General features: G+C 72.6%; 17 protein-coding genes, 1 other RNA gene and 3 pseudogenes. 13 read left to right on the top strand and 8 right to left on the bottom strand.

What is annotated here, in order from left to right; all coding sequences use genetic code 11:
• The first annotated feature begins 8 nt into the window (after positions 1-8).
• Complete coding sequence (locus ABZ807_RS14750; RefSeq protein ID WP_357156878.1) at positions 9-956, top strand: SWIM zinc finger family protein; 948 nt, start codon at positions 9-11, stop codon at positions 954-956.
• 117 nt (positions 957-1,073) lie between these two features.
• On the opposite strand, the gene ABZ807_RS14745 is transcribed toward ABZ807_RS14750, so the two are convergent.
• Together ABZ807_RS14745 and ABZ807_RS14740 are read right to left on the bottom strand one after the other, a co-directional pair.
• Positions 1,074-1,331, bottom strand: coding sequence for a DUF3040 domain-containing protein (locus ABZ807_RS14745; RefSeq protein WP_357156799.1), 258 nt, complete (start codon positions 1,329-1,331; stop codon positions 1,074-1,076).
• A 661-nt stretch (positions 1,332-1,992) separates the two neighbouring features.
• Positions 1,993-2,664, bottom strand: coding sequence for a bifunctional DNA primase/polymerase (locus ABZ807_RS14740; protein ID WP_357156797.1), 672 nt, complete (start codon positions 2,662-2,664; stop codon positions 1,993-1,995).
• A 248-nt stretch (positions 2,665-2,912) separates the two neighbouring features.
• Here ABZ807_RS14740 and ABZ807_RS14735 point away from each other — a divergent pair, with 248 nt between their 5' ends.
• The 5 genes from ABZ807_RS14735 (at position 2,913) to ABZ807_RS14715 (ending at position 7,825) form a co-directional block, all read left to right on the top strand.
• Positions 2,913-4,139 carry a helix-turn-helix domain-containing protein gene (locus tag ABZ807_RS14735; protein WP_357156795.1) on the top strand — a complete coding sequence of 409 codons (1,227 nt, stop codon included), beginning with the start codon at positions 2,913-2,915 and terminating at the stop codon, positions 4,137-4,139.
• Between the two features lie 16 nt (positions 4,140-4,155).
• Positions 4,156-4,734 carry a flavoprotein gene (locus ABZ807_RS14730; protein ID WP_357156792.1) on the top strand — a complete coding sequence of 193 codons (579 nt, stop codon included), beginning with the start codon at positions 4,156-4,158 and terminating at the stop codon, positions 4,732-4,734.
• Positions 4,735-5,057: 323 nt separating this feature from the next.
• The gene (locus tag ABZ807_RS14725; RefSeq protein ID WP_357156875.1) at positions 5,058-5,888 is read left to right on the top strand and encodes a Nif3-like dinuclear metal center hexameric protein; all 831 of its coding nucleotides are present in this window, start codon (positions 5,058-5,060) and stop codon (positions 5,886-5,888) included.
• Positions 5,885-6,622 (top strand): C4-type zinc ribbon domain-containing protein, encoded by a 738-nt coding sequence (locus tag ABZ807_RS14720; RefSeq protein WP_357156790.1) that lies wholly within the window; start codon positions 5,885-5,887, stop codon positions 6,620-6,622. Before ABZ807_RS14725 ends, ABZ807_RS14720 begins: the two co-directional genes overlap by 4 nt.
• A gap of 3 nt (positions 6,623-6,625) precedes the next feature.
• Positions 6,626-7,825 (top strand): bifunctional RNase H/acid phosphatase, encoded by a 1,200-nt coding sequence (locus tag ABZ807_RS14715; RefSeq protein ID WP_357156788.1) that lies wholly within the window; start codon positions 6,626-6,628, stop codon positions 7,823-7,825.
• 499 nt (positions 7,826-8,324) lie between these two features.
• On the opposite strand, the gene ABZ807_RS14710 is transcribed toward ABZ807_RS14715, so the two are convergent.
• Entirely contained in the window at positions 8,325-8,462 is a 138-nt protein-coding gene (locus ABZ807_RS14710; RefSeq protein ID WP_357156786.1) for a hypothetical protein, read from the bottom strand.
• Positions 8,463-8,552: 90 nt separating this feature from the next.
• Between ABZ807_RS14710 and ABZ807_RS14705 the strand changes: the two genes are divergently transcribed.
• Positions 8,553-9,257, top strand: coding sequence for a hypothetical protein (locus ABZ807_RS14705; protein WP_357156784.1), 705 nt, complete (start codon positions 8,553-8,555; stop codon positions 9,255-9,257).
• Positions 9,258-9,267: 10 nt separating this feature from the next.
• Here ABZ807_RS14705 and ABZ807_RS14700 read toward each other — a convergent pair.
• The 3 genes and pseudogenes from ABZ807_RS14700 to ABZ807_RS14690 all read right to left on the bottom strand — a co-directional run.
• Positions 9,268-9,984 (bottom strand): annotated as a pseudogene (locus ABZ807_RS14700) (M28 family peptidase); the annotation flags it as partial.
• A 78-nt stretch (positions 9,985-10,062) separates the two neighbouring features.
• Positions 10,063-10,386 (bottom strand): annotated as a pseudogene (locus tag ABZ807_RS14695) (PA domain-containing protein); the annotation flags it as partial.
• Between the two features lie 531 nt (positions 10,387-10,917).
• Positions 10,918-11,679: a sulfite exporter TauE/SafE family protein gene (locus ABZ807_RS14690; RefSeq protein ID WP_357156782.1), complete on the bottom strand. Its 762-nt coding sequence runs from the start codon at positions 11,677-11,679 to the stop codon at positions 10,918-10,920.
• Between the two features lie 188 nt (positions 11,680-11,867).
• Between ABZ807_RS14690 and rnpB the strand changes: the two genes are divergently transcribed.
• An RNA gene (gene rnpB, locus ABZ807_RS14685) (RNase P RNA component class A) lies at positions 11,868-12,284 on the top strand.
• A 295-nt stretch (positions 12,285-12,579) separates the two neighbouring features.
• On the opposite strand, the gene ABZ807_RS14680 is transcribed toward rnpB, so the two are convergent.
• Positions 12,580-12,822, bottom strand: coding sequence for a DUF6444 domain-containing protein (locus tag ABZ807_RS14680; protein WP_357156780.1), 243 nt, complete (start codon positions 12,820-12,822; stop codon positions 12,580-12,582).
• 381 nt (positions 12,823-13,203) lie between these two features.
• Here ABZ807_RS14680 and ABZ807_RS14675 point away from each other — a divergent pair, with 381 nt between their 5' ends.
• From ABZ807_RS14675 to ABZ807_RS14660, 4 genes and pseudogenes are all read left to right on the top strand, one after another.
• Positions 13,204-15,633 (top strand): PKD domain-containing protein, encoded by a 2,430-nt coding sequence (locus tag ABZ807_RS14675; RefSeq protein ID WP_357156778.1) that lies wholly within the window; start codon positions 13,204-13,206, stop codon positions 15,631-15,633.
• A gap of 35 nt (positions 15,634-15,668) precedes the next feature.
• The gene (locus ABZ807_RS14670; protein WP_357156776.1) at positions 15,669-16,184 is read left to right on the top strand and encodes a hypothetical protein; all 516 of its coding nucleotides are present in this window, start codon (positions 15,669-15,671) and stop codon (positions 16,182-16,184) included.
• 191 nt (positions 16,185-16,375) lie between these two features.
• Positions 16,376-16,524, top strand: a pseudogene (locus ABZ807_RS14665) (AlpA family phage regulatory protein).
• Positions 16,525-16,611: 87 nt separating this feature from the next.
• Entirely contained in the window at positions 16,612-17,019 is a 408-nt protein-coding gene (locus ABZ807_RS14660) for a VOC family protein (protein WP_357156774.1), read from the top strand.
• Between the two features lie 49 nt (positions 17,020-17,068).
• Here ABZ807_RS14660 and ABZ807_RS14655 read toward each other — a convergent pair whose 3' ends face one another.
• On the bottom strand, positions 17,069-17,467 hold the full coding sequence (locus ABZ807_RS14655; RefSeq protein ID WP_357156772.1) for a hypothetical protein: 399 nt from the start codon (positions 17,465-17,467) through the stop codon (positions 17,069-17,071).
• A gap of 65 nt (positions 17,468-17,532) precedes the next feature.
• On the opposite strand from ABZ807_RS14655, the gene ABZ807_RS14650 reads away from it, so the two are divergent.
• Positions 17,533-18,105, top strand: coding sequence for a GNAT family N-acetyltransferase (locus ABZ807_RS14650; protein ID WP_357156770.1), 573 nt, complete (start codon positions 17,533-17,535; stop codon positions 18,103-18,105).

Below are 18,105 nucleotides of genomic sequence, written 5' to 3'. Positions count from 1 at the left end.
CCAGCGCAGTGCCGGGCGAGCCCGACCGCGACGCGGGTGCGGCCGGTGGTGGCCGGTTCGCCGACTTCGGGCGGCCCCGGCGGGTCGACGGCGGGCTGAAGGCGCGCAGCACCCGGGGTGCGATCGGCGTCTCCTGGTGGTCGCGGCGCTTCCTGGAGGTGCTGGAGTCGTTCGCCCTCGGCACCCGGCTGACCCGGGGCCGGTCGTACGCGCGGAAGGGCCAGGTGCTCCGGCTCGACGTGACGCCCGGCCGGGTCGAGGCCACCGTGCAGGGCTCCCGGGCCGAGCCGTACCGGGTCCGTATCGAGCTGGCGGTGTTCCCGGCGGCGCTCTGGGAGCGGGTCGAGCGGGACCTCGCCGCGCAGGCGTTCTTCAGCGCCCGGCTGCTCGCCGGTGACCTCCCGGCGGAGCTGGAGGAGCTGTTCGCCGCCGCCGGCGCCCCGCTGTTCCCGAGTGGGGTGGCGGAGCTGACCCAGCGGTGCAGCTGCCCCGACTTCGCGGTGCCCTGCAAGCACCTCGCGGCGACCTTCTACCTGCTCGCCGAGGCGTTCGACGCGGACCCGTTCCAGCTGCTGCACTGGCGCGGCCGGAGCCGGGCCGAGCTGCTCGACCGGCTGCGTACCCTGCGCGCGGGCGCGACCGATCCCGCCGGCCCGCCGCAACCGTCCGACCCGGACATTCTCGACCCGGCCGCAGCCGGGTCGGGCCCGGAGCGGACGCCCGGCGAGGAACCGGCCGGGGCGGCGCGGGTGCTCGCGGGACTGCCCGCGATTCCGCTGGGCGAGGCGGTGGACCGGTTCTGGCTGCCGCCGGTGCCGCTGCCCGACCGGCCGCCGAGCCTGGTGACCGGCCCTGAGCTGCTGCTGCGGCAGCTCGGCGCGCCCGCGCCCGCCATCGGCGGCCCCGGCCTGCTGGAGCGGCTGCGCCGGGCGTACCGGACCTTCGGCCGGTCCTGATCCCGCCTCCCGCGGCGGATCGTGGACAGGCGCCGTCCGCTGTGGACGCCACCTGTCCACCATCCGGGCCGGGCGGCGCGGCGCTGGCGTCGGCGGGGGGCCGTGGTGGCCGGCGGGTCATAGCCAGCGGCGGCGGAAGTGCCACATCAGGGCGGCGTTTGCCGCCAGCACCACGGCGCAGATCGCCCCGGCCATCCGTCCGGCCAGCACGGTCATCGCCGGCAGTGACGCCCACAGCACGATCGTCAGCATCATCAGCCAGCGCCCGCGTCGGGCCCGCGCCCGATGGTCGAGTCTCGCGAAGAACTTCGGGTCGCTCTCCCGGAGGTGCCGGGTGATCTGTTCGAATCTGCGCTGATCCTCTTTGCTGAGCATGGCGATGCCTTCCCCTCACGGCTTCAGCGGTCCGGCAGCTTACCCGCTGCGGCGGCGGCTCACGCCCTTCCGCTGCTGCCATTTGGGCCGGTGGCGGGGCCCGGGACGCGGATCAGGAACGGCTCAGCACCGGCTTGTCCCTGCCCTAAGTTTGGCTGTGCTCGTGAACGCGGCGAAAAGCGCCGCGCGGGCGGGAAACGTGACGTCCGGGCCATCGGCGACCCTGTCGCCCCTGCTCCGGACGCCGACGCCTGCGCCGGGCGAAACCGGCCGTCCGACGCCGTGCTGAGCGGCGCCTCAAGCGTGTCGGCGTCTCGAAGAAATCGGGATTGCTGCATGGCGGACGGATTGGTGCATGGCGGACCAGAATGTGCCACCACGCGGATCGTGGCCGACTGACCCGCGCGGGGTCAGCGGGCGGGACGGGGGGAGCCGGCGGGCCGGGAGCCGGCGGGCCGGGCGTGCTCCGGGCGGGAGCCACCCGGGCGGGTGCCCGATCGGCGGTGGGGCCGCCGGTGGTGTGGTGGCGGCTCGGTGCCGCCGGCGGGCCACGTCGCGTCGTCCCTGGCCATCACGTACCCCCGCTCCCGGCGCGTCCGCGCCGTCACCGGTTCAACGACCCCGGCACCGTCAGGGACGCTGCCGGGACCGGACTGGCGGATCATTGACCCCGCCGGGGGAGCGGGAGCTGGCCGGGGAGCAGCTCCGGGGCCAGCGTCACCCCGGTGGCCCGCAGCGCGTCGACCAGGGTGTTCTGCACCAGGCACGAGTCGGGCAGCTGCCAGCGTGCCTGTTCCGGGGCGATCGCCCAGTGCACCGGGCCCTCCGGCAGCCGGGTGGGCGGTGCCGCGATCCACGAGCCGGGCCCGTGGCGTACCACGTGGAAGCAGTGTTCCAGCTCCGGCCGCAGCGGGTCGCCGGGCCGGACGAGGAACATCCAGCGACCGGTCGGGGTCACCACCACCGGGCCCCGGACGGCGGGGGCGGCCGGGTGCGTCGGGATCGCGTCGACGACGTGCCGCCCGAGGTGGGCCGGCACCTCCAGCACGTCGAAGGCTCGCCCGGTGGGCAGCAGCACCCCGTGTGGCCGGCTGCGCCACCAGGTCGCCACCCGGGCCGGGTCGGTGCTGGCCCCGTGCTCCCAGTCCTCCAGCGCCGGGTGGCAGCCGACGGTCGGGCAGCCGACCCGACCGCAGACGAAGCGGCTGCGCGCCAGGCAGGCGCCCGGGGTGACGTCCCAGCCGTGCACGGCGTACCGGACGGCGATCCGGCGTAGCCGGACCCGCTCGATCGGTGACAGCTGGGCGACCCGCGGTCCGACGTTCCCCCACATTTCCCGTCATCTCCCCTCGCCCCGACCGGACATCCGTCAGGCAGCATGTCGAGCGCCGTGACTGCCGTAACCCGCGATCGTTGAGCTGTCGAAAGGCTCGTGCAACTTGCACGAAAGCTACGAGGACTGGCCGTATGGCTGACGTACAACCTGTGCGACCAGCGAAAACCTGAGACGGACGGAGTGCCGCACCCGCAGGAGAGCCGTCCGGAGTTCCACCGGACAGGCGACCAGGGGGAGGAGCAGTGATGGACGAGCTACCCATCGGGCGGCGGGTGGCCTACTGGCGGGGCCGGCGCAAGATGTCGCAGCAGGTCTTCGCCGACCGGCTGGGCAAGTCCAAGAGCTGGGTCGACAAGGTCGAGCGCGGGGTGCGCCGGCTCGACAAGTTCTCTGTCCTCTACGAGATCGCCGACATCCTCCAGGTCGACGTGCAGCTGCTGCTCGGCAAGGACCCGGAACGGCGTACCGACGCGCTCAACTGCATCGACCAGATCGAGGTGCAGGAGATCCGGGCCGCCCTGGAGCGGTACGACTCGATGAGCGCCTACTTCGACGCCGCGCCGTACCCGCCGCCGCTGGCCGACATGCGCAAGGCCGTCAACCACGCCTGGCTCACCTACCAGTACGGCCGCTACGGGATGCTGACCCGGGCGTTGCCGAAGTTGCTGCGCGACGCCCAGGCGGCCGACGCGGGCTACCGCGGCGACCAGGCGTGCGAGGCGGCCCACCTGCTCGGGCAGGTCTACCAGATCGCCTCCTCGGTGCTGCGCAAGCTCGGCGAGTGCGACCTGGCCTGGCTGGCCGCCGACCGCTCGATGGCGGTCGCCCAGCGGGCCGACGACCAGCTGCTGGCCGGCGTCGCCACCACCCGGGTCTGCAACGCCCTGGTGGCCATGGGCCGGGCCCGCCCCGCGCTGGAGCTGAACGTCACCATCGCCAACCGGCTCGCCCCCGGCGGCAGCAACGACGCCTGCCCGGACCGGCTCTCCGTCTACGGGATGCTGCTGCTCCAGGGCGCGATGGCGGCCGCCCGGATCGGCGACTCCGCCACCGTGGACGACCTGCTCAACGGCGCCCGGGAGGCGGCCACGCTGCTCGGCGGCGACCAGAACCACTACTGGACCTCGTTCGGCCCGACCAACCTGGAGCTGCACCGCGCCGCTGCCGCAGTCGAGCTGGGCGACGGTGGCCGGGCGGTGGAGATCCACCAGCTCATCCCGGAGCCCGCGTTCAACGCGCTGCTGCCCGAGCGCCGGGCGCACCACCTGCTCGACATCGCCCGGGGCTTCGCCCAGATCGGCGACGTGGCCAACGCCGGGGAGATGCTGCTGCGCGGCGACCGGCTCGCGCCCTCGGAGATCCGCTGCCGGCCGATCGCCCACGAGGTGATGTCGGACGTGCTGCGTCGCACACGTGGTACGCCACCGTCGCCGATAGCGGAGTTGGCTGGGCACATGGGAGTAGGGGTATGAACACGGTGCCGGCCGGATGAGCGGCCCGCACCCGAGCAGCGAGCGCCGCGAGGTGCTCTACGTCATCGCCTGCGGTGCGCCGCTGGCCCGCCACGTCGGTCGTCTCGTCGAGCTGGCCCAGCGGGACGGCTGGGAGGTCTGCCTGGTGACCACGCCCGACGGGGCGAAGTTCGTCGACCGGGCCGCGCTGGCCCGGCAGACCGGTCATCCGGTACGCACCCACTACAAGAACGCGGGCGACCCGGACCTGCTGCCCCCGGCCGACGCGATGATCGTCTGCCCGGCGACGGTCAACACGGTCAACAAGTGGGCGGCGGGGATCACCGACACCCTCGCCCTCGGCCTGCTGGTCGAGGGGCAGGGCATGGGGTTGCCGGTGGTGGCGGTCCCGTTCACCAACGCCGCGATGGCCGCCCACCCGGCCTTCCGGGCCGGCCTGGCCCGGCTCGGCGAGTGGGGCACCACGGTGCTCTTCGGTGAACACGTGTTTCCCCTGCATCCGCCGGGCACGGGCGAGCGGCACCTCCAGGCCTTCCCCTGGGAGGTCGGGCTCTCCGCCCTGCGCGACCGGGCGCGCGTCACGTCCGCCGTCTGAGCCGTCCCGACCCGCGCCGTGGTCGCCCCTCCGCCGTGATCGCCCCTCCGCCGTGGTCGTCGCCCCCGGTTGCGGCGTGTCGCGGTATCCGGGCGCCCCGGATACCGCGACACGCCGCAAACCGTGTGGATCATGCGGGCCGGGGCCGGGGCCGGGGCGGGGTGGTGGCGGGGCCGTGGCGGGGTGGTGGCGGGTGGATCGCGCCGGGCGCGGCGGGGGCTGTGCCGGGGGACACGGGTGGCGGGCGAGGCCGTGGTTGCCCGTGTGCGCCGGTAAGCTGACCCGCCGTGAGCACAACCGCAGCGCCGCCGACCGTCGCCGACGTGGTGGCGGTCCTGGAGCGCCGGTATCCGCCGTCCTGGGCCGAGGACTGGGACCGGGTCGGCCTGGTGCTCGGTGAGCCCAGCGCCGCCGTACGCCGGGTCGCCTGCGTGGTCGATGTGGTGCCCGAGACGGTCGCCGAGGCGCGCGCCACCGGCGCCGACATGATCGTCGCCCACCATCCGCTGCTGCTGCGCGGCGTCTCCTCGGTCGCCCCGACCACGTACAAGGGGCGGATCGTGCACGACCTGATGCGTGCCGGCGTCGCCCTCTACGTCGCGCACACCAACGCCGACGTGGCGGCCCCGGGCGTCTCCGACGCGCTCGCCGCCCGGTTCGGGCTGACCGGGCTGCGCCCGCTGCACCCCCCGTCGCCCGGTGCCCCGGCCGACGGCCCGGGCCGGGGCATCGGTCGGATCGGTGAGCTGCCCGCCCCGATGACCCTGGCCGAGCTGACCCGGCACGCCGCCGCCGTGCTGCCCCCCACCACCTGGGGAGTTCGCGCCGCCGGGGATCCCGCGCGTATGGTGCGTACCCTCGCGGTCAGCGGCGGCTCCGGCGACGCCTTCCTGGCCGAGGCGACCGCCGCCGGGGTGGACGCCTTCCTCACCGCCGACCTGCGGCACCACCCGGCCGGCGAGCATCTCGCCGCCGGCGGCCCTGCCCTGATCGACGCCGCCCACTGGGCGACCGAACGACCCTGGTTGGACGACCTGGCCGCCCACCTCCGGGACGACCTCGGCGTCGAGACCGTGGTGTCCGACCTGGACACCGACCCCTGGACCGTGCACGCCGCCGCGCTCGCACTGGACGACAAGGAGCCCCGACCGTGAAGGCTGAACCCCAGGTCCAGCGCCGCCTGCTCGATCTGCAGGCCATCGACACCGCCCTCGCCCAGCTGGCCCACCGCCGCCGCACGCTGCCCGAGCGGGTCGAGCTGGAGGCGCTGGCCCGTGAGCTGTCCGCGCTGGAGGACGAGCGGGTCCGCGCCCAGGTCGCCGTGGACGACCTGGACCGGGACATCGCCCGGCTGGAGAAGGACATCGACCAGGTCCGCGCCCGCAAGAACAAGGACGAGGCCCGGCTGGCCGCCGGCTCCGGCCCGGCCCGCGAGCTGGAGGCGCTCCAGCACGAGCTGGTCTCGCTCAACCGGCGGCAGGGTGACCTGGAGGACGCCGAGCTGGAGGTGATGGAGCAGCGGGAGACCGCGCAGGGCCTACTCGACGGGATCGAGGCCCGGCTGGCCGAGGCGCGCGAGCGCCGGGCGGCGGCCGAGCAACGGCGGGACGACACCCTGGCCGGGATCGCCAAGGAGGAGGAGTTCAAGAAGGCGGCGCGCAAGCCGCTCGCCGGCGACCTCCCGGGCGACCTGGTCACCCTCTACGACAAGATCCGCGAGGACACCGGTCTGGGCGCCGCGCTGCTCACCGCCGGCCGTTGCGGCGGCTGCCGGCTGGACCTCTCCGGCGCCGACGTGGCCCGGATCCGCAAGGCGGCCCCGGACGAGGTGGTCCGCTGCGAGGAGTGCCGACGGATCATGGTCCGCACCAACGAGTCGGGTCTGTAGCCGGTGGCGGTGCGCGCGGTCGTCGTCGAGGCAGACGGCGGGTCCCGGGGCAACCCGGGGCCGGCCGGCTACGGCGCGGTGGTCCGGGACCCGGCCTCCGGCGAGGTGCTGTTGGAGCGCTCCGAGGCGATCGGGGTGTCCACCAACAACGTCGCCGAGTACCGGGGGCTGATCGCCGGGCTGGAGGCCGCCGCCGAGCTGGGCGCGGCCGAGGTCGAGGCGCGGATGGACTCCAAGCTGGTGGTCGAGCAGATGTGCGGCCGCTGGCAGATCAAGCACCCGGGGCTGCGTCCGCTCGCCGCGCAGGCCGCCGCCCTGGTCAACCGCTTCGAGTCCGTCCGGTTCAGCTGGATCCCGCGCGAGCGCAACCGGCACGCCGACGCTCTGGCCAACGCGGCGATGGACGCCGCCGCCGGCAAGCCGCCGAAGCGGGTCGCCGCCGAGCCGCCCCGCGAGGTGGCCGCCGCCGACTCGGCGGCCCGTGCCCAGGCCCGCGAGGTCGCCGCCCGCGCCGTCACCCGCACCGCCGGCACCGACCCGGCGACCACGAAGCCCTCCTGGGAGCCGCGGCCCAGCTTCACCGCCACCCGGCTTGTCCTGGTCCGCCACGGCGAGACCGAGTGGACCGTCCAGCACCGCTACGCCGGCCGCGCCGACGTCCCCCTCTCCGACCAGGGCCGGGCCCAGGCCCGGGCCACGGCCGCGCGGGTGGCCGAGCTGGCCCCGTCCGTCGCGGCCGTGCTCAGCTCACCGCTGTCCCGGTGTACGGCGACCGCCGAGGCGATCGCCGAGGCGCTCGGCGGCATCCCGGTCCGCCGGCAGGACGACTGGATCGAGTGCGACTTCGGCGACTGGGACGGGAAGACCTTTGCCGAGGTACGCGACCAGTGGCCGGGGGAGTTGGACGCCTGGCTCGCCTCGACCCGGATCGCGCCGCCCGGCGGGGAGTCGTTCACCGCCGTCGCGGCGCGGGTCGACCGGGCGGTGGCGGCGCTGCGCGAGGCGTACCCGGGGGAGACCGTGGTGGTGGTCTCGCACGTCTCGCCGATCAAGCTGGCGTTGCGCGACGCCCTGGTGGCCGGCGACGCCTTCCTGCACCGGCTCTATCTGGACGCTGCCGGCATCTCGGTGTTGGACATGTGGCCCGACGGCGGCGTGGCGGTGCGCAGCGTCAACGACACCGCCCATCTCGCCGCGCGCTGACGGTCCACCCGGTCAGCCGGGCGCGCCGTTCGGCGCAGGCGGGCGGCCGTTCGGCGCAGCGGCGCACCCGGGTCGAACGTGACCGCTGTCACACGCGGTCCGCCCGGGCGCCCGCACCGACGGCGCCCGGGCGGCTCCTCCGCCGGGCCTCCCCTGCTCTGGCGCCCGGGCGGTCGGCGTGAGGTCCGGCCCACCCTGTGCCGACGCTGTGGAGCTGATGTCGTAAACGGATCAGGGCCGGACATCCGGCCCTGATCCGTTCCTTGCCTCAGTCGGGAGGATGTGCGGCCCGGCCCGGCCGGCTGATTCGTTCGCGTCATCAGCTCCACAGCGTCCGGCACCTCCACCGCCCCGGACGGCCTCCGGCAGTGCACATGGGCCGAGACCAGATCCCGCCGGACGGCCTCCGGCAGTGCCAAGAACGCCCGGGAACTCGCGCAGGTGGCCGTGGCCGCCTGCTGGGACGAGACGCTGCTGGCTGGAAAGTGCGGGCGGCGGCTCAGCGGCGTCGGTTGCGCGAACTGAGGGCCCCGTTGAGCCGGCGCAGCATCCGGGCCAGGGTGTCCCGGTCCGCGGGGTCCCAGTCGCCGAGGATCGTGCCGTAGAGCCGGGTGCGCGCCGCCTGCACCGCGGCCATCCGCTGCAACCCGGCCGGGGTGGGCGAGACGACACCGCGCTCGGTCTCGGCTTCGCCGTCGGCCCGCTGATCGGCGGCCTGCTCGGCCAGGTGAGCTGGCGGCTGCCGTTCTTCGTCTGCGGCGTGTTCATGGTGCTCGCGCTGGCCGTGGCCTCCCGCAAGCTCCGTGAGCCGGCCCACCGGCAGGCGCCCGTACGCGTGGGTCAGATCTTCGCCACCTACCGCAGGCCGGCGTTCGTCACGCTCTGCGTGGTCACCGCCGCCTACAACTTCGTCTTCTTCGTGGTGCTCGGCTACACGCCGCTCTTCCTCGGCCTGGACATCGTCCCGCTGGGGCTGGCCTTCACCGGCTGGGGCCTCGGCCTGGCCCTGCCGTTCTGGGTCGGCTTCGCCGTCCTCGCCGTGGGCGTGCTGGTCTACCTGGCCTTCGCCCACCTGATGGCCGCCGGCTACGGCGAGCGGGTGCTCTGGTCCCGCTGGAACCGCGCCGCCCGACAGTCGGAGCACGCCCCCCGAGGAGCCGGTCGGCGAGGCGTACTGACCTCTCCCGACGTCGGGCCGCCCCGTCTCAGCGTCGTGTCGAGCCGGCTTTCCACACCGCGACGGACGTCCAGTCGACGAGGATGTCGCAGCAGCGGGCCGGGCCCCCGTGGTGGGGACCCGGCCCGCCGGCTCTGCGGGTGTCGCGTCACATGGCGTGGTGCCCGTGCGCGTCGGCGCTGTGCCCGGCCCCGTGCGACTTGCCCGGGGCGCGCGGCTCGTCGTTCACCGGCGAGGTGGCGTACGCGAACGTGATGATCGCCGTGGCGATCGCGTCGGCGTTCACGTCCAGGGCGAAGGTGTTGACGTTGCCGTACAGGTCGTACCCGGCGCCGAGCTGCGCGTACAGCGCGGCGTCGCCGCCGTGGGCGACCGGCGTCATGCTGTCGCACGACTGGTGGTAACAGGGGTCGTACGCCGCACCGGCCACGCCGCCGAACAGCGCCGCCTCGGCCGCCGACTTGCGGCCCTCCGCGCCGGTGAACAGACCGCCGGACGGGATGTCGATCCCGGCGGCGATGAACGGCCCGTAGTCGGAGCGGCCGGTGAAGTCGGACGGGACGGTGGCCAGCCCGCGGGAGGCGAAGAACCCCTCGAAGACGTCCTCGATCTCCGCCGAGCCCTTCGGACCCGGGCCGGAGCCCTGGGCCGCCGAGTCGTCGCCGTCGTAGACGCCGAAGACGTAGTTGGGCGAGGCGACCATGTCGAAGTTCAGGTAGAGAGCGATGTCGGCGACCTGCTGCTCGGACAGCTGGTCGACGTAGAACTCCGACCCGAGCAGGCCGGCCTCCTCCGCGCCCCACCAGGCGAACCGCACCGCGTTGTTCGGCTTGACCTTGGCCATCTGCAACGCGACCTCGAGCAGCGCGGCGCTGCCGCTGCCGTTGTCGTTGATGCCCGAGCCCTCCGGCACGGAATCCAGGTGCGACCCGGCCATCACCACGTTGTCCGTGCGGCCGTCGCGGGACTGGGCGATGACGTTCTCGGTGTGGCGGATCTCGGAGGTGGTCTCGGCGCTGATCCGGAGGATCAGGCCGGGGGTGGTGGCGAGCTGCGCCCCCAGCGGGTACGACACCGAGACGGTCGGAATGCCGACCGGCCCGCCCAGCGTGCCGCTGAACAGTTCGTGCCGGTCCGGGTTCGCCTCCGGAGTGCCGTTGCCCTGGTTCATGATGATCGCGCCGACCGCTCCGGCCGCCTCGGCGTTCGCCGCCTTCTCGCCGAAGCCGCAGGTGCCGCGTTGCAGGAGGGCGATCTTGCCGGTCACGTCGATGCCGGCGAAGTCGCTGGCCTCACAGCCTGAGGAGGAGGCCCGCGGCGGGCTGAGCGCCAGGTCGACGCCGACGACCGGCGCCTCGGCGGTGCCGGCGCCCGAAAACTCCATCAGGTCGTAGTCGGTGCCGTCGACATAGGTCGTCGCCGTCGGCGCGACCTGGGCGAACGCCGAGCCCATCTCCTCGAAGAACGGAAACTCGAACGGCTGCCGGGTCACCTGGTAGCCGGCCTGCTCGAGCAGCCCGGCCACGTAGTCGGCACTGGCGTCGTAGCCGGGCGTGCCGGACGCACGGGTGCCGCCGTTGGTGTCGGCTATCGACTGGAAGGCGTCGAGGTGGCGTAGTACGCCATCCACCGTGACGGCCTTGGTCAGTTTCTTGACGGAGTTGTTGTTGGGATCGGCCTGGACCGGCCCGACGAGGGCCACCGATCCGATGAGGGCGCCGATGGACACGCCGGCGACCGCCTTGTGGAGAGACACCACGATGTGCCGCACCTCCTTGGGTGACGAGGACTACCGACGCAAGTCAGCTCCGTGCGTCGGCGGCCCCTGAATGTAGACGCAGCTCGTTGCGGTTGGAAGGTCTATGTGTAGCAATCATCGGACCGTACGGCCGTGTCGCGATCCGTCCCGGACGGGTCAGCGCAGCGCCCGCCAGAGCAGGTAGAGGCCGATCACCGTGCCGAAGGCCACGATCAGCGTCTTGAGCACCACCGGCGGCAGCCGGCGGACCAGCCGGGCGCCCGCGTACCCGCCGACCAGAGTGGCCGGCGCGACCACCGCGACCGCCGCCCAGTTCACCGGGCCGAACAACGCGAAGACCACCACCGTGGTCAGCCCGACCAACGCCGAGAGCAAATTCTTGATCGCGGTGACCCGGGCCAGCGTCGCGTCCAGCACCAGGGCCAGGCCGGCGACCAGCATCACCCCGAGGGCCGCGCCGAAGTAGCCGCCGTACACCGCGCCGAGCCCGACCATGGCCTGCACCGTGACGGTACGGCGGCGCGGCGACAGGTCGCGCGGATGCCCGACCAGCCGGCGCAGCGGGTCCTGGAAGGCGAGCACCGCCGTCGCGCCGAGCACCAGGAACGGTACGACCAGCTCGAACGCCCGAGCCGGAGTGGCCAGCAGCAGCAGGCAACCGACGATCGTGCCGATGATGGTGGTGGGCGCCAGCGCCGCCAGCCGGCGGGCCGGCGGCAGGTCGCCGCGGCTGCCCGCCACGCTGGCCAGGTAACCGGGGCAGACCGAGACCGAGTTGGTGACATTCGCGGGCACCGGCGGCAGGCCCGCCGCGATCAGCGCCGGGAAGGTGATCAGCGAACCACCCCCGGCCACCGCGTTGACCGTGCCCGCGGCGAGACCGGCGGCGAGCAGCAGCACGGCGTGGGAGAGATCCATGGTGCCCCGAGGCTAGTACGCCCCGGTTCCCGCCGCGCGACCCGCCGTGACGATCGCCATCCCCTGAACCGCCTGTCGGGGCGGAAATGGGTGTCCCCTCCGGCGGCTGCCCACACCGTCGGCTACGTGGCGGTTCCGGGGCGGAAATGGGCGGGCCGGCCGCGTCGTTAGGATGAAGGCGCGACGGACGAGTCGACCGGGCGGTCGCGTCGGCGGGCTCCGGCCCGCCGCCGAGGAACGTCCGGACTCCACAGGGCAGGGTGGTTGCTAACGGCAACCCGGGGTGACCCGCGGGACAGTGCCACAGAAAACAGACCGCCGGCCCAAACGGGTCGGTAAGGGTGAAACGGTGGGGTAAGAGCCCACCAGCACCCCGGGTGACCGGGGTGGCTAGGTAAACCCCACCCGGAGCAAGGCCAAGAAAGGGCCGTCACCGCAAGATGACGACCCGGCGCAGACGCTTGAGGGCTGCCCGCCCGATGTCTGCGGGTAGGCCGCAGGAGCCTGTCGGCGACGGCAGGCCGAGATGGATGGCCGCCGCTGGCGCATACGCCGCGAGGGGTATGCGCCGGGCACAGAATCCGGCGTACAGGTCGACTCGTCCGTCGCCCACCAGGTCAGCCGCCATTACATGGTGGCTGACCTGCTGTTTCTTCGGTTGCTGCTGGTCGTCGTTGGTTGTCGTCGGTCGCCGTTTGACGGCCCCGTGACGGCCCACACGGCCCCGTGACGGCCCACACGGCCCCGTGACGGCCCACACGGCCCCGTGACGGCCCACACGGCCCCGTGACGGCCCACACGGCCCAGTGACGGCGGTGGCGGTGGTGTGATGCCCGCGCCGGCACGCGAGGGTGATCAGCTGATGCTCGGTCGCCTGCGGTTTCGGTTCCGGGATGTCGATCACCTGCGGGCACACCATCGCGATCTCGGTAGCGTCGGCCAGGCTGTCCCCGCACCCGGCACACACCTGCGGGAGATGCCGCACGACCACGTCCGGATCAGCGACCCGCTCGAGGGTGACACCGTCCTGACCTGTCGGCCGTCCCGGACCCGGCCCGAACGGCCCCGCAACGACTTCGGCGCCGGCTTGGCCAGCCCGTCCGATGAGGGAGGCTTCGACGAATTCGACGAGTACTGCTTCAAGCCTCCACAGCAGACACCGGACCCGCCCAGCCACCTATCCAGTTACTTTACGTCCAGCTATCGCCGCTGCCAGCCTTCCGGGCGGCCCGGGCCCTGAGCGACCTGGTCTCTCCCGCCCCGAGCCGGCGGCGACATCTGATCATGCGAGTCCGTCTCATACTTTCATACATCTACATTAGACTATCTTCGTGAGTAGAATCCCTCGCGAACCCGCCGGAGCGCATCGGCGCCCCGCCGGGTGGCACGGGGGTGCCCTCACCCCGCCGCAGTTCCTTTCCTACCGGAACCACGCACCGCGGCGGCCCTACGGTCCGGCGACGGCTGCGTGACAGCTGTCAGGAGAACGGCTTGGCATTCAGCGGGCGGCATCGCATTCTCGCGATGCTGGCAATCAGCACACTGGGGGTGGGACTGCTTCAGGCCCCGGCCTCGGCAGAGTCCACCTCGACGACGTACGGACCGGACAACCCGGTCCTCCTGGAATCCTTCTACGAGCCCACCCCGGACGGACGGGCGGCAGCCGGTCTGACGGCACCGACCTCGCTCGCTCCGCTCGCTCCCAGCTCCGTCCGCAGGCCGCCCGGCTCGCCGGGCGCCGACGGCCGGGCCGCGGAGTGCATGAGCCAACCCGGTGTCGGGAGCGTGGAAGGGCGTACCCACAACCGCTTTCTGTGGTGTCAGTCCATCTTCGTCGGCAGCAAGGTCTACAGCGTGGACCGGAGGGTGTACGTCGGTCAGGCGGTCTTCGCCATGAACGCCGTCGCATACGGCCGGGACGACGGCAACCGCACCGTAGAGGTCTTCTTCCGCTCCGAGCCCGGCAGCCTGCGGATTCTGGAGGGCGACCGAGGCGAGCTGTCCAACGCGATCTTCCAGGTGTTCGCCGACTGCACGAGCTGGCTCACCGGCTGCTCCGCCGGCGGGGCGTCCGCCACGAACACGTTCTCCGGCTGGAACACCGACGGGTCCTGGCACTCCTGGACCGTCGCCTCGTCCGAGTTCCGTGGCGTGGGGCCCGATATGGTCAGTCGACACGACTGGGCGCTGACCATCGACGCGTACTCACCCGGCACGCCGGACGCCGGTGGCAAGGCCCTGCCCTCGCACCGGATCCGCTGTGACACCGCGCAGGTCGGCTTCTACAAGCGGCCGAAGGCCTGCATCATGGACGACGTCATCCCGCACCTGCAGTACTCGCTGCAGAGCCCGAACTACTCGGAGGTCTCCGCGCACGTGCACTGCGCGATGACCCCGGGCTGCCAGACGTGGCCGGGGCCGCGAACGGACCGGGTCATCCCCGGCCGGTACACCGGCAACCGGAACGATCCGGGCCTGCACCGGATCACCGAGAAGTTCCCGGTCGACGCGTCCGACAACAACAGGACGTACTACTCGAAGAACTCCGCGGCCAAGGACCAGGCGTGCGCGACCCTGCCGTCGTACGTGCTGGACCGGACCACCCAGCAGTGCGACGAGTTCCCGTTCGCCTCCACCATCGAGGGGGCGGGCAAGGGTGACGGCAACTTCTCCGTCCTCGGGGTGACCAGCCGGCACAACAGCTGCGCCGGCAACGCCCTCGCCAGGTTCTACCGCGACGACCGGATCCTGGTCTGGCAGCCGGGGCTGTCGGACGAGGCCCTCGACACCTACTACGTGGAGATCACCGACGTGCCGACGGGCAGCACCGACGAGTGCCTGCCACCCGAGGACGACCCGGACGAGCCAAACCTGCCGCCGACCGCGAACGCCGGGCCGGACACCACCGGCGACGAGGGCTTCACCATCGTGCTGGGCGGCTCGGTCAGCGACCCCGACGGCAACCCGCCGACGGCGCAGTGGACGTACTCGCCGGGCCCGGACTCCGATCCCGGCATGTCCTGCACATTCCACGACTCGCGCAGCGCGAACACCACCATGGAGTGCAACGACGACGGGACGGTCACCGTCACGCTGACGGCGTTCGACGGAGTGAACGCGGCGGTCAGCGACAGCGCCGTCGTCACCGTGCGGAACGTCGATCCGAGGCTGCGCCGGCTCGGCGTACTGGCCCCGTCGATGGCCGCCGCGACCGAGGACGTGGAGTACGGCATCACCTCGCCACAGCCGTGGCAGGTGTTCCGGGTCGGCGACCCGGTGCCGTTCAAGGCCCGTTTCCTCGATCCGGGCAGCAACGACACCCACTCCTGCGCGATCGAGTGGGACGACGGGCAGACCAACACCTTCGACTCGTACGCGGACCGCTGCGAGGCGACCCACACCTTCACCCACCCCGGGATGTACACCATCAAGCCGAAGATCACCGACGACGACGGTGGTCTCTCGCCCGCAGCGAGCGTCATGGTGATCGTGTACGACCCGAACGCCGGATTCATCACCCAGGGCGGCTGGCTGGACTCCCCGGCCGGCGCGCTGGTCGACGATCCGGCGGCGCAGGACAGGCTGACCGTCGAGTTCAACCCGCAGTATCTGCCCCCGGAACCGGGACCGGCGCTCAGCGGCGGCAAGGTTGCCGCGGCACTGCGGGGAACCGGGTTCGACCTCACCTCCACCACCCTCGAATGGCTGGTGGTCACGCCTGACCAGAAGGCCGCCGTGAAGGGCACCGGCACGATCGGCGGGGCGGCCGGGTACGGCTTCGTCGCGTACGGTCTCGACAAGCCGGACGCGGTGCGCCTGGTGGTCTGGCCGCTGTCGGCGGGGGACTATCCGCAGCAGACACTGGTGTACGACAACCGGCCCGGAAAGAGCTACGACCTGGACCTCAGCGACCCGCAGCCGCTCGGCGGCGGATCGGTCCAGGTGCACCAGTAGTACCACCGGCGCCCGTACCGTGATCGGGAGGATCGATGACCGCTGCCTTCGACGGCCTGCTGAGCGTGCACTACAGCCAGGCGTACGTGGTCAGCGGCGACGAGCCGCCTGATCCGGTACGGGCGTTCGCCGGTCAGGTCAACGGCCTGTGCGGGGCCCGCGTGCCCGGCGCACTGTTTCTGGTGACCGGCCGGAACACCGGCGAGGTCGGCTTTCGGGCCGACGTGGTAGACGGGCCGCCACCGGTCGACCCGCAGTGGGAGGAGGTCGTCGAGGTCTCCTTCACCGCGCTGTCGGACGACGTCAACCTGATGGACTGGCACCAGGAGGCGTATCCGCTGCCGCTGCGCGAGTTGGTCACCTACCGGGTGCGCTACTGCGCCCGGGGCATGGACGCGGGCAAGACCTACCTCGGCGAGCCGGGGGTCACCCTGCCGTTGGACCACTACCTGCTGCTCTTCTGGCCGGTGCCTGCGGAAGCGGACCGGATCGTCCGGCGGACCAGCCGGATCGCGGCGTACTGGCACGACGAGGGTTTCGTCGCCGGCTGACCGGGCCGACACTGCAGGTGACCCGGCGTTCGACCCGGTTGTAGGTGAACCACACGGCCCCGGTGTCGGTGGCGGACTTGGTCCCGGTGAACACCCGCTGGTCCCGGCCGTAGGTGGATGGGGCTGGCTCGCCGGCTACGTCGTCATGGGCAAAGAAGCTGCGGTTGGTGGGTTCGGGGGAGATCCGAACCATGCTCGGCGGCATCTCGCGGCAGCGCGTTTACCAGATCACCAACCGGCGCGATTTCCCTGAGCCTGTAGCCACGCTTCGATGGGCAACGTCTGGCTTGATGAAGACGTTGAGGCGTGGATCGCCGCCAAGCGTGGGGACCTGGACTAGCGCTGGGGCAGGCGTCCTCGGGCGCGGATATGCCCGTCTTGTGGGGTTTCGTCGCGCACCGCTGGCGGGCTGTGCCAGGCTCGCGGCATGGCTCGTGACGACCTGCCGAACCCGACCGAGGACATTCTGCTCGCCCATTTCGTCGTGGCGGCGGACGTCGCCCGGTCGGCGGCGTTCTACCGGGACGTCCTCGGCGGCACGGTGGTCCGGGAGGCTGAGCCGGCGATCGTCCGGCTGGCCAACAGCTGGGTGATCATCGCCGTCGGCGGCGGACCGACCGAGGACAAGCCCGAGGTGACGCTGGAGACCCCGACCGACCCGCACCGGACCAGCGCGTTCCTCAACATCCGGGTGGCCGACATCCAGGCCGTCTACGACGACTGGCGGTCGCGGGGTGCGCGGTTCCTGACCCCGCCGCAGGACCGGGGCAGGGAGATTCGCTGCTACCTGCGCGACCCGGACGGCCACCTGATCGAGGTCGGCCAGACCGTCTGAAAACCACCTGGCCCGGCTCGATAGCCGGCACGTGGGACGGGCTGGAGACCTACCGGTGGGCAGCTGAGGCGCCGCGTCCTCGCCACACCATTGCGACGAGAATGAGTTCGACTGCGGACAGTGTCAGGGCACCAACGGCCCACCAGCCGGCGAATCCGGCGAAGCTCGAGGCGAGAAGCAGCCCGAGACCGAGCCCGCCTGCGCCGCCCAGGCCGAGCAGCACACGCGGTGTGTACTCAAGCGATGGCAGCGCTCGCACCAGCGTTACCAGCAGCCAACTGGCGCCCGGAGCGAGCAGCGCAATGCCGATCAGGTCCAGTCGGGAGGGCCCGTGACCGGGGCCGAACGTGACCAGCCGTGGACCCTCCACACCGTCCGGCAGGGCTAGTACCAGGACGCCAGCCCCGGTAAGCACCAGCGCGGCTGCGAGCCGCTGACGCACAGTCATGCGCCTCATTATCGGCGTCGTTGGACGCGCTGCCCATCCGCTCTTCGCCCGCCTACAGTCCACCCGTGCCGATGCTCGCCCCGCCCGCCGTACCGCCCGGATCGCTGGCCGCGCTGACGCAGCCCGAGCTGCGCGCGGACGGCGTACACCTGCGTCCCTGGCTGCCGTCGGACCGTCCCACGGTGGTGGCCGCCTACGCCGACGCCGCGATCCGGCGCTGGCACTGCCGGTCGATGACCGACGACGAGGCCGCCGACTGGATCGCCGCCTGGCCGGGCCGGTGGCGGGCGGAGGCCGGTGCCGGGTGGGCGGTGTGCGACGCGGGGGAGCCCGTCGGGCAGGTCAGCCTGCGCCGGGTGGTCCTCGCCGAGGGGCTGGCCGAGGTGTCGTACTGGGTGCTGCCGGCCGCCCGGGGCCGCCGCGTCGCCCCGCGGGCGCTCGCCGCGGTGACCGCCTGGTGCTTCGACACCCTCCGGCTGCACCGGGTCGAGCTGTGCCATTCCACGGTGAACGACGCGTCGTGCCGGGTGGCGCGGCGCGCCGGCTTCACCGCCGAGGGTACGAAGCGCGGCGAGGGACTCCACGCGGACGGTTGGCACGACATGCACCTGCACGCCCGCCTTCACAGCGACACCTGA

Origin of the sequence: Micromonospora sp. NPDC047548 (assembly GCF_040642975.1) — a bacterium.
In the GTDB taxonomy this organism is placed as follows: Bacteria; Actinomycetota; Actinomycetes; order Mycobacteriales; family Micromonosporaceae; genus Micromonospora.
This window is presented reverse-complemented; position numbering and strand designations above follow the sequence as displayed.